Consider the following 10,929-nt stretch of genomic DNA (forward strand, 5'->3'; position numbering starts at 1 on the left):
GATCGGTTATGTGGCGACAGCCTGCGAAGCGGAGATCTGCTGCCCAGCGACGCGCCCACCGACGTGCGGTTCGGCAACGAACGACGAGGCGACGTTCGGCCCAGCGTCGTGCGGCTCGGTGACGGGCGGCTCGGCGCCCTCGTCGCCGTACGGGGAGTCGTCCATCCGCCGCACGACCCCTTCGGCCCTGCCCAGCGCGACCTCCGCCGTGAGTACGGCCGCCTCCGCGTGGCGCAGGGCGGTCTCCATCTCCCGCATCGTGGTCTCTAGCCTCGGCACGGACACCAGGGCGCTCCTGAACCCCGGCATCGTGGTCATGGCCAGGGTCAGCACACCCATGGGGAGGCAGAGGATGAGCAGAGCGACCCAGGACTCGACCCACCCGACCAGCAGACCGGCCAGCAACGGCCCGAGCGCGACGGCGCTGTAGCTGCCCAGGCGGGACACCGCGGCCACACGAGCGACCTCGTCGAGCGGCGCCTCATAGAGCACCGTGCGCATGGTGACGTTGCTGAGCCCTCCGGCCAGCCCGATGATGAGCAGCGCGACCGCGAACGACCACCACGCCTGGAGGAAGACGAGCGGGATCACCAGCGCCACCATGCAGGCCCACAGGTGCACCAGCATCACGGGCCGGTGCCGGAGCCGCCGGTCGGCCCGGCCCCGTCGGAGCGAGGTGATCGCCCCGATGACGCCGCCGATGCCGGACGCGGCCAGGATGGTGCCGGCCAGGGCGGAGGGGAGATGGTCGTCCGTGGCCTCCGACAGGAATACCACGATCATGCCCTGCACCATGAAGTTGATGAACGCCGTGATGAGCGTCGAAGAACGAAGGAAGCGATTCCTCCGCAATTCGGTCAGACCGCCACGCATCTCCCCGAAAATCTTCCCGAGCGGCTTTCCTTTCCCCCTGATATCGCGAGGGAGCCCGCTGAGTGTCGCGGCCGCCGCGAACAACATCACCGCATTTGTAGCAAATGCGACAATGGGGCTAAATCCGTAAAGAAGCCCACCCAAGGGACGACCGGCCAGAACCATGCCGTGCACGGACGCCTCATGCAGAGCCAAGGCGTTCTCCACCTTGTCCGGCTTGACGGTGGACGGGATCAGCACGGTCTCCGCGACCGACGAGTGCACGGAGAGCGTTCCCTCGGCCAGTGCGACGACCAGCAGCAACTTGAGCTCAAGAGTGTCGGTGACCAGTGCGAACACGATCCCCGCGAGCAGCAGGCCACGGCCGAACTCGCTCCACACCATGACCCGGCGCGGGCCGATCCTGTCGATCCACGCCCCGGCCGGGATATACCACAACAGACCAGGAACCGTCGACGCGAACATGACCCAAGCGATCGACGTCGGTGACTGCGTGAGACCATATGCCAGCAGCGGGTAGGTCACGCCGATGGTGCGGCTGCCCAGCATGGACAGGGTCGATCCCACCCAAGACCACACAAAGGACGAATTATCTATAAAACCACGCACGAAGTCCGCTCCACGCCCGCGACCGCTTATATCGCGAAAACGGACGTTGGCGGCCTCTGATTCCCAAATGGCACATCGGTTGAAAGCCGAAGTTCGATATGATAATAGAGCACCACCAGTCACGCCTGTGACAAACTCCGGCCAATTTTTTCGTCAGGCCGTGCCAATCAGCCGGTCGGCCGCCGCGGTCAACTGCGGCGGGAGCGGGCGTCTGCCCCTGCTGTCCCGCGCCCGGCAGGCCAGCCGCGACGCCTCCGAGTCCCGCCCGGCCTCCTTCATCACCCGCGCCGCCCGCAGCAGGGTCGCCGCGTCGCTGTCCACGTCGAGCCGGGGCACCGCCTCGACCGCCTTGCGCACGTCGCCGCTCAGCGCCAGCGCCAGCGCGTAGGCGGCCTGGGTGGAGGGTTGCTCGTGCGGCTCGACCTTGCGCAGGTCGCTCAGGGCGCGCTCGGGCCTGGCCAGGTCGGACAGGATCTCGCCCCTGGCCCGCAGGATCTCGGGCCGCTCACCACTCTGCCGCATGGCGCTGTCGAGGACGTCCACCGCCCCGCTCTCCCTGCCGACGTACCACAGCGCCCAGGCCAGCTCGGTCCTGATGGCGGGCTCCCTGCTGCGCCTGGCCGCCGACTCCAGCTGGGTGACGGCGTCCTGGTAGGCGCCGCGATCGAGCAGGATCGTGCCGATGGCGGTCAGGTGGGTGGCGACGATCTGCTCGGATCCCGGCGTCGCGTCGTAGTGGCGGGCCGCCGTCCGATAGTGCTCAAGAGCGGAGTCGACGTCGTCGCGCAGGTACGCCAGATCCCCCAGCAGCGACTCGGCCCGGGCCCGCGCCCTGTTGTCCGGCCGCTGGCCGATCTCGTCGCGGGCGTACCGCTCGGCGACGTCGAACCAGCCCTTGTGCAGCGCGGCGGTGGCCACGGCCAGCCGGTCGGCCACCATCGGGGCGGGAACGCCGGCGGCGCGTCGCAGAAAGGGCTCCACCAGCCGTTTGGGCATCTCGTAGCGGCACTTCTCGCTGGCGCGCAGCACATGACGTTCGGTCAGGGCCTGCGCGACCGGCTGCGGCAGCTCCTCGCAGGTGTCGTCCTGACGGGCGATCGGCCGTAGCAGCGCGAGCAGTTTGTCGGTGTCGCCGCGGAAGTGGTCGCGGGCCACCTCGTGGACCATCCGATGGGTGAACGAGCCCAGCACGTCATCGACGTCCACCAGGTCGCCGGCGCCGATGGGCGCGGAGCGGTCGCGGACGGAGTCCCACAGGGCGGTGCACGCCAGTTGCAGGTGCAGGGGCTCGACGGTGGCCGCCGGTGCCGCCCGTTCGCCCCGCAGCCGCTCGGCGAACGTCTCGTCCGCGCCCGGCTCGAACACGTGGCCCGCCGCTTCGAGCGGACGGCGGCACGCCTCCAGCGCGGCCTTCCTGCTCAGCGGGCCGAGCCGGAAGGAGGCGCCTCTGGCCAGGTGGGCCCGCAGGCCGTCGTGCCGGCGCAGCGATTCGAGCTGCTCGTCGCCGACCACGACGAGCAGCCGGAGCGGCAGGTCGTCCTCGGAGGCGGCGAGCGCGTCGCTCAGCTGGTCGAGCAGCTGGGCATGGCCGCGCGACGGCCGGCGGAAAGCGGTGAAGACCTCGTCGGCCTGGTCGAGCACGGCCATGATCGGACGGTGGTCCGGGCTCCAGTGATGCCAGCGCAGGTAGGAGGAGATGGTCAGGCCGGCGAACCGGATCGGGTTCTCGTACGGCGACCAGGAGGCCAGCAGGCCGAAGACGTGCGGGTCGCCGCCCTCGGGGATGACGGCCGACGGCACGAAGGGCGGCGGCTTCACCCCGCCCACGGGCAGCACGTCGAACCGCGACAGGTCGAGCCTGGGCAGCACCCCGGCCGCGACGAGCGACGTCTTCCCGACTCCCGGAGGGCCGTGCAGGACGGTGAGGCGATTGTCCTGCCAGCGTTCGGTGAGTTCGCGGATCTCGTCATCCCGCCCATGAAATCTGGCGACGTCCTCGCGGCGGAATGGTTGCAGACCGACGAACGGGGCCAAGCCCTTGCCGGTGGAAGTCATGCCACGCTCCGCCGCCTAGTGTCGGGACCGAACAATTCGTTCACCGTCGCATCACCGGATTAGCAGGGCATCAGTGTCCGGTTGCGGACAGATAAACCTGACCTCACCGTACCGCGCATCCACCGGAGCCGCCCGCGTCCATGGACATTGTTATGCGGAGCGAGCCGCGCCGGCACTATTTCCGAACGTCAGGTCAGGTCGCCGACGAGAAACCCGCGACCGTCGTGCTCTGGCCCGAGATCCGCTGCAGTGCTCGCGTAAGCACAGGTAGATCGAGGTCCTTGAGGTCCTCCAAGGTCGCCTCGTCCACGTCGATGACGCCGGTCGCGTGTTCGCCGCCCATACAGCCTCCCGTCGCCGCTTTACGGCCGCCCGTAAAGCGGGATTGAATCCAAGACGCGTCGGATAACGCCTTAATAGTGATTCTGTGGCTACCCTTCGCCAGAATCAATCGTAGGATCGAAATTCAGTGGGACTGAGAAGGCGAGGCGACGTGAACGAGCAGGCCGTTCCTCCGGCGGTGCCCCGGATGCCGCCCATCTGGGGCCGGAAAATCCCAGGTCGGAATAGACATTTCACCGGGCGCGAAACCCTGCTCAACGGGTTGCGGAAAAGCTTGACGGAGACCAACACGGCCGCCGTCGTGCCTCTGCCCCAGGCTCTGCAGGGTCTGGGCGGCGTCGGCAAGACGCAGCTCGCGATCGAATACGCCTGGGCCTACCGCGGCTACTACGACCTGGTCTGGTGGGTCGCGGCCGACCAGCCGCTGCTGATTCCGAGCGCGCTCGCCGGGCTGACCGAAGACCTGAAGCTGCCGTCCGCGGGCAGCATGGGCATCGAGGAGGCGGCCGACTCGGTACGCGACGCGTTGCAGCGCGGCGACCCGGTGGACCGGTGGCTGCTGATCTTCGACAACGCGGACGATCCTGAGGAGATCCGGCCCTTCATCCCCCAGGGCAGCCAGGACGGCCACGTGCTCATCACTTCAAGAAACAGCAGGTGGAGCGGCGTCGCCGAGACCGTGTCCGTCGATGTCTTCTCCACCAACGAGAGCGTCGCCTTCCTGCGCAAGCGCCTGCGCCGCGACGTACCCGAGAACGAGGCCGTGCATCTGGCGCACGAGCTCGGCAATCTGCCGCTGGCGCTGGAACAGGCCGCCGCCGTCCAGGACACGACCGGCATGTCCACCGACGAATACGTGGGTCTGCTCGCCGAGCAGACCGGAGATCTGCTCCAGCTCGGCAAGTCCACCGAATACCCGCACACCATGACTGCCGCCTGGCAGCTCTCGGTGCACCAGGTCGAGAGCCGGATGCCCGAGGCGGCCGAAGTGCTGCGCTGCCTGGCCTTCTTCGGCCCCGACCCGATCCCGCGCTTCGTCTTCCAACGCAGCAGAGACAGCGGCGCCGAGCGCATGGGGACGGTGTTGTCCAACCCGCTCACCCGCAGCCAGGCGTTCGCCGAGCTGGCCCGCTTCTCCCTGCTGCGGGTCGAGCCCGACACCGGCACGGTGCAGGTGCACCGGCTGGTGCAGGCGCTGCTGCGCGACTCGCTCACGCCCGAGGAGCAGGAGGAGTTCCGGCACGAGGTGCACCTGCTGCTGGCCGCCGGCGCTCCCCCTGACCCTGAGGACATCTCCACCCAGGAGGAGTACACCTTCCTCCTGCCGCACGTGCGCCCGTCCGGTCTCACCCGATCCGATGACGAGCGCGTGCGGGAGTCTGCTCTGAACTTCGTGCGCCACCTCTACCGCGTGGCCAACTGGCGCTCCGCGCGCTCGCTGGCGGAGGAGTTCCGCCAGAGCTGGGTCGCGGCCTCGGGCGAGCACGACCCCTTCGTGCTGCGGCTACGCCGGCACCTGGGCACCGTGCTGTGGCAGCTGAGCGCGAACAAGGAATCTCTTGAGCTCAACGACGCGACGTTCGACCTGATGCGCGAGGTGTTCGGGGCCGATCACGAGGAGACCCTGCGCATGGCCCTCACCTACGCCGCCAACCTGCGCGCCCAGGGCCGCTTCGAGGACGCCAAGGAACAGGACGCGGCGTCGCTGGCCGCGCTGGAAGCCAGGTACGGCGTCAGCGATCCGACGACCCTGAGCGCCATGAATAATCTGGCGCTCGACCACGCCCTGCTCAGCCGCTACGACACCGCCCTGGAGTTGCAGAAGCTGGCCTACATCGAGCAGAGCAGCGTGCGGCGGAAGGTCAACAAATGGGAGGTGCAGCTGTTCTGGAACAACCTGGCCCGGGTGGTGCGCCTGTCCGGCCATCACGAGCAGGCGTGCGACGTGGGCGAGGAGGCGTACGCCTACGGCGTGAGAGAGCTCAAGATCGAGCATCCGCTCACGCTGGCCACCGCCCGCGACCTGTCGATCGCCAAGCGGCGGATGGGACACCTCGACGATGCCAATGAGCTCATCCAGGACGTCCACACCAGGCTGAACAAGCTCTACGGCCCCGACTCCCCCGAGACCATGGCCGCCACGGTCGCGCTGAGCAACACCCTGCGCCAGCTGAACCGCCTGGAGGAGTCCATGGCGCTGGCCAAGGACGCGCACCAGCGTCACCTGCAGACCTACGGCGCGAATCATCCGTTCACCTACGGCTGCCAGCTCAACCTCGCCCTGCTCTACCGGCTGCGCGGCGACGCGAAGAAGGCGATGGAGCTGGACGAGAAGACCTATGAGGGCCTGCTCGACCGGCTCGGCGCGGCGCACGTCTACACCTTCAGCAGCACCATCAACCTGGCCGGCGACCTGGCGGAGCTCGGAGAGCCGGAGCGGGCGGCCGAGCTGGGCCGGGCGACTCTGACCGGCGTGCGCGACTTCGTCGGGCCCAAGAACGGCCTGTCGCTCTCGGCCGCCGTCAACCTCTCCATCGACCTGCGGGCCATCGGGCGGATCGACGAGGCCACGGAGCTGTACGACCGGACAATGGCGGCGTACGAGACCACCCTGTCGCCCACCCACCCGGAGCGGCTGCACGCCGCCGACGGCAAGCGCTTCAACTGGGACTTCGACTCCTACAGCCTGTGAACGGGAGCGCTCCCGTTCGCGGCCTGCCAGGTGCTCAGGTGGGCCTCGGCCTCCTGCCGCGCGATCTCCAGCGCGGCGGGAGGCACCGGCTCCGACAGCCACGGGGTCAGGGTGCGCCGCATCGCCCCGACGAACCGTTCGCCCTCCGTGGTGAGCAGGCCGCTGTCCAGCAGGGTGCCGGTCACCAGGTGCGTGGCCACCCGCCAGTGGGCGAACTCGATGTGCGGCCGCAGGTCGCTCTCGTGCGCCCGCTGCCGCCGCCAGAACCCGGACACGCCCAGATAGGCGTAGGCGCCCTGGAGCAGCCCTGACAGGGGGCGCGGGTCGGGGCGCCAGGGTGCGTAGAAGCGGTTCGGCTCGTCGCTCTCGTCGGGTTCCAGCAGCCGGACCAGGTCCAGGATCGCGTTGAGCTTGCCGTGCTGGACCTCGTGTGCGAACGTCGAGGCCAGCCAGCGGCCGTCAGGCGGCGTGGACATGCCGATCGTCCCGAACAGGTCGCCCGAGGAGGCGCTGTTCATGCCCTGGGCCGGCCCCTTGATCGGGGTGAGCACGGTGACGAGGGCCTGGGTCTCCTCGGCGATCGTCCAGTGGTGGGCGCGCAGCATCGTCCAGGCCGCGTCCAGGCTCGCCCGCCACGTCTGGAGCTCCGGCTCGCGCAGGCGTCCGCCGACCCCGGCAGTGTCGCTCCAGCGGAACGTGTCGAGGTCGTCCACCAGCACGCGCAGCCCGGCGTCGGCGGTCTCCAGCCGACGGAGCGGACGCCAACCGCGCTGTTCCCCGGCGCCGGGACGCAGGCAGAGCTCCCCGGCCTCCAACCGGCCGTCGGCGCGTACGACGAGGTCGGCGAGCCCGTCGTCCTGGGCGTCGCCCAGTTCGAGCCGGCCGAGGGACGGCAGCATGATCGTGCCGCCGGAGACGGGCGCCTGGACCTCGCACGGCATGCCCGACTTGAGCGCGGCTGCGGCGGCCACCGCGCCGAGCCGGGCCGGATCGCCGGATCCGTCCGGAGTATCGCCCACCTCCAGCGAACGGACGGCAAGGGCGGCCCAGGCGCCCACCGCCGGATGCGCCAGCGTGCCGCGTACCGCCGCCGGGCTCTTCTTCTCGATCTCGGCGAGCACGTCGTAGGCGTGTTCTGCGGCCCGCGCGTGCGGATGGCCGACCTCGGCGGCCAGCCGCATCGTGCCCACCACGTTGAGCAGGCGCTTGCTGCGCTGCGGGGCGGCCAGGTGGCGTACGGCGTCCGCGCCGCCGCCCCCCGAGGCCAGCCGGGACAGGGCATGGCGAGGCAGGCGGTGATCGCTGGGGGGCATGCGGATCCTTTCAGCGAGAAGCGCGGCGGAGGTCGCCGACGAGACGGTTGTGGATGTGCTCGATCAGCCGGTAGAGGTCCGGGCAGTACACGGACGGGTTGAGGAAGCCCGTGCCGGGACGGTAGCGGTGGGGGTAGAGGCCCGCCCCGCACACCCGGCCGAACCGGCAGTCGCGGCAGGTGTCGCTCAGCGCGTCGGCGCCCAGTTGCCTGGCCACCATCCCGGGGTGGGTGAGGGCCAGGTCGAAGGGGTGGTCGACCACGTTCAGGCCGGTGACGGGGGCGCCGTGCCGCACGACCTTGAGCGAGTCGGTCTGCTCGATCGTGCCGTCGGTCTCGATGACGACCAGCGTGGACGGCGTCAGCCCGACCGCCTCGCTGGCCGACGCGCCGCCCAGCATCAGGGTGACGATCTCCTGAAAGAGGCGGACGACCGTTTCACCGCTGCGTCCGTACCAGTGGTCGAAAACGGCGATCAGCCAGTCGCCATAGGGCGTATTCGTCGGGTCGGATGATCGATACGGCGGCGGCGATTCCCAGGTGCCGTGCGGCAGCAGGAAATCCACCATCGGCGGCTCGAATTGCACCAGCGACTCATATGTTTCGACGGGGTCGTTCGCCAGGTCCACCGTGCACAACAGACCGGTGTAGAGCGGACGGAACTCCGGGGCGCGCAGCAATGTCAGCGCGTCGGCGACGGCGTCGTAACTGCTGCGGCCGTCGACGTAGCGGCGGTTGCGGTCGTTGGCCCCTCTGCCGCCGTCGAGGCTGATGCCCACCCGCACGTCGAGCTCGCGGAACGTGCGCAGGGCGGCCTCGTCGAGGAGCACTCCGTTGGTCTGCACGACCGCGTCAATGTGCAGGCCGGCCGGAGCCGCGGCGCGTAACGTCTCCACGACCTTGCGCAGGTAGGCGTGGCCGGCCAGGAGCGGTTCGCCGCCGTGCAGGATCAGCCGGACCGAGCGCAGGTTGTGCGTGGTGGCGTGCTCGGCGATGCGGCCGGCGACGGCCGTGACCAGGTCGGGGGCCATGACCATGGGTTTGGAGCGCCAGCTCTGGTCGGCGAGCGTGTAGACGTAGCAATAGTCGCAGGCGAGGTTGCAGCGGCTGTGCACCTTGAGCAGGAACTGCCGGAAGGGGCGGGGACGCCAGCCGTCCTTCAGCATTCGGGCCACGTCGAGAGTGTCGGGCCACTCTCCCGCTGGATCCTCCCCCTGGTACGTCAATCCTGTTACACCCCGCACCGCCGGAAATATCCGAGTGAATGACGATGCTATCCGAGACGCCATGCGATGGGGAGAACTAGTTTGCTACCCCCGGCAAATTCCCGCATATTCCGCGACCGGTTTGCGCGGCATTTATTTACCGTTTTCGGTCGGCACCGGAGAGTCACTACCCGCTGGTGGCCACCTTGCTCTTGGGTCGGTGACCGGTGACCTCGTGGCCCGCGTCGGGGCGGAGGCGCAGCATCAGCAGGGCGCCGGCCAGTGCGACCGCGCCGGTCAGCACGAACGCGAGGGAGAAGTCCTCCTGCGTGAGCGGGGTGGCCGCCGAGCCGTGCGACACCTGGAGGACGATCGCGGCGGCGGCCACGCCCAGCGCCACCGAGATCTGCTGCGTCATGCTGAAGAACGTCGAAGCCGCCGCCCGGTCGGCGGGACCGATGTCGGCGAACGACAGCGTGTTGATCCCGGTGAACTCGATCGACCGGGTGACCCCGGCGGCGAACGCCACCAGGGCGACCACGGCGAACCCGGTGCCGGCGTCCACCAGCCCGAGCGCCCCGATCGACAGGGCCACCGCCACGCCGTTGCCTGCCAGCACCGTACGGAACCCGAGCCGCCGCATCAGCGGTGTGGTCACCGTCTTCACGACCAGGTTGCCCAGGAAGTACACCAGCACGACCTGGCCCGCCTCCAGCGGCGTCAGCCGCCACGCCTCCTGCAGCATGAGCGGGAGCAGGAACGGGGTCGCGCTGATCGCCAGCCGGATGAGGTTGCCCGCGTGCAGGGTCGTGGCGGCGAACGTCGGCACCCGCAGCGGCCCCAGCGCGATCAGCGGGTGGGCGGCCCGGCGGAACCACCACACGGCCACCGCGCCCACCAGGCAGCCGACGGCGAGCAGGGCGAGGTCCAGCCCGAGCGCCGACGGCTGTGCCAGCTCGGACAGGCCGTAGATCGTCAGGCTCAGCGCCGTGACGATCAGGACCGTGCCCACGCGGTCCAGCGGCTTGGGGTCCGGCTCGCGCACACCCGGGACGTACGCCAGCACCAGCGCGGTGCCCACCAGGGCGAGCGGCACGTTGAGCAGGAAGATCCACTGCCAGCCGTACCAGGTGGTCAGCGCGCCGCCGACGACCGGGGCGATGACCGGGGCGATGAGGGCCGGCCAGGTGATCAGCGCCGTCGCGCGGAGCAGGTCGGCCTTGCCGGCGTTCTTGAGCACGATGATGCGGCCGACCGGCATCATCAACGCGCCGCCGATGCCCTGGATGACGCGGGCAAGGACGAACTGCCACAACTCCGTACAGGCCGCGCAGCCGATCGAGGCCAAGCCGAAGATCACGATCGCGATGGCGAACACGCGCTTGGCGCCGTACCGGTCCGACAACCAGCCGCCGAGCGGGATGAAGGCCGCGCCGGCGACGACGTACGCGGTGATGCCGACGTTCACGCTGACGACGTCCACGCCGAAGGTCCGCGCCATCTGCGGGAGCGAGGTGTTGATGATCGTGATGTCGAGGTTCTGCATGAAGAAGGCGACGGCCACGATCAGCGCCACCCGCCGGGGTGCGGATCCTTCGGTGGCGGCCGTCATGCGAGCTGGGGGCGGGGGGCGTAGTGCGTCAATGTTCTCTCCGGGGTGCCGGTCGCGGCGGTCTCGCGTCGGGGTCACGAGGCCGTCCGGCCGGCTCGGCTGTTCGCCGACCATGGTCACACATGGGCGCCCGGCGGCTTCGCGGCGGGTGTCCGGGCAGCGGGCGGTCGGGCGGCGGGCGGTCGCGGCGGCGGGCGGTCGCGGCGGCGGGCGGTCGCGGCGGCGGGCG

7 protein-coding genes are annotated in these 10,929 nt (G+C 69.7%); 1 reads left to right on the plus strand and 6 read right to left on the minus strand.

Annotated elements, in window-relative coordinates:
* Positions 1-6: 6 nt before the first annotated feature.
* The 3 genes from AB0C27_RS55190 to AB0C27_RS55200 form a co-directional block, all read right to left on the minus strand.
* Positions 7-1,605 carry an MFS transporter gene (locus AB0C27_RS55190; RefSeq protein ID WP_357863161.1) on the minus strand — a complete coding sequence of 533 codons (1,599 nt, stop codon included), beginning with the start codon at positions 1,603-1,605 and terminating at the stop codon, positions 7-9.
* A gap of 30 nt (positions 1,606-1,635) precedes the next feature.
* Positions 1,636-3,537: a tetratricopeptide repeat protein gene (locus AB0C27_RS55195; RefSeq protein WP_357863164.1), complete on the minus strand. Its 1,902-nt coding sequence runs from the start codon at positions 3,535-3,537 to the stop codon at positions 1,636-1,638.
* Positions 3,538-3,730: 193 nt separating this feature from the next.
* On the minus strand, positions 3,731-3,880 hold the full coding sequence (locus AB0C27_RS55200; RefSeq protein ID WP_357863166.1) for a hypothetical protein: 150 nt from the start codon (positions 3,878-3,880) through the stop codon (positions 3,731-3,733).
* A 186-nt stretch (positions 3,881-4,066) separates the two neighbouring features.
* Here AB0C27_RS55200 and fxsT point away from each other — a divergent pair, with 186 nt between their 5' ends.
* Positions 4,067-6,571, plus strand: coding sequence for an FxSxx-COOH system tetratricopeptide repeat protein (fxsT, locus tag AB0C27_RS55205; protein ID WP_357863186.1), 2,505 nt, complete (start codon positions 4,067-4,069; stop codon positions 6,569-6,571).
* Here fxsT and AB0C27_RS55210 read toward each other — a convergent pair.
* The 3 genes from AB0C27_RS55210 to AB0C27_RS55220 form a co-directional block, all read right to left on the minus strand.
* The gene (locus AB0C27_RS55210; RefSeq protein WP_357863169.1) at positions 6,559-7,884 is read right to left on the minus strand and encodes an HEXXH motif domain-containing protein; all 1,326 of its coding nucleotides are present in this window, start codon (positions 7,882-7,884) and stop codon (positions 6,559-6,561) included. The genes fxsT and AB0C27_RS55210 overlap by 13 nt on opposite strands.
* A 10-nt stretch (positions 7,885-7,894) precedes the next feature.
* On the minus strand, positions 7,895-9,049 hold the full coding sequence (locus AB0C27_RS55215; RefSeq protein ID WP_357863189.1) for an FxsB family cyclophane-forming radical SAM/SPASM peptide maturase: 1,155 nt from the start codon (positions 9,047-9,049) through the stop codon (positions 7,895-7,897).
* 226 nt (positions 9,050-9,275) lie between these two features.
* A partial coding sequence (locus AB0C27_RS55220) for an MFS transporter (RefSeq protein ID WP_357863172.1) occupies positions 9,276-10,929 on the minus strand: 1,654 nt, incomplete at its 5' end.

The organism is Nonomuraea sp. NPDC048882 (assembly GCF_040649755.1).
GTDB lineage: Bacteria > Actinomycetota > Actinomycetes > Streptosporangiales > Streptosporangiaceae > Nonomuraea > Nonomuraea maheshkhaliensis.

Coding starts and splice junctions, on each gene's coding strand:
- AB0C27_RS55195 (WP_357863164.1), bottom strand. CDS start 3,537: ATGACTTCCACCGGCAAGGGCTTGGCCCCGTTCGTCGGTCTGCAACCA.
- AB0C27_RS55200 (WP_357863166.1), bottom strand. CDS start 3,880: ATGGGCGGCGAACACGCGACCGGCGTCATCGACGTGGACGAGGCGACC.
- fxsT (WP_357863186.1), top strand. CDS start 4,067: ATGCCGCCCATCTGGGGCCGGAAAATCCCAGGTCGGAATAGACATTTC.
- AB0C27_RS55210 (WP_357863169.1), bottom strand. CDS start 7,884: ATGCCCCCCAGCGATCACCGCCTGCCTCGCCATGCCCTGTCCCGGCTG.
- AB0C27_RS55215 (WP_357863189.1), bottom strand. CDS start 9,049: ATGCTGAAGGACGGCTGGCGTCCCCGCCCCTTCCGGCAGTTCCTGCTC.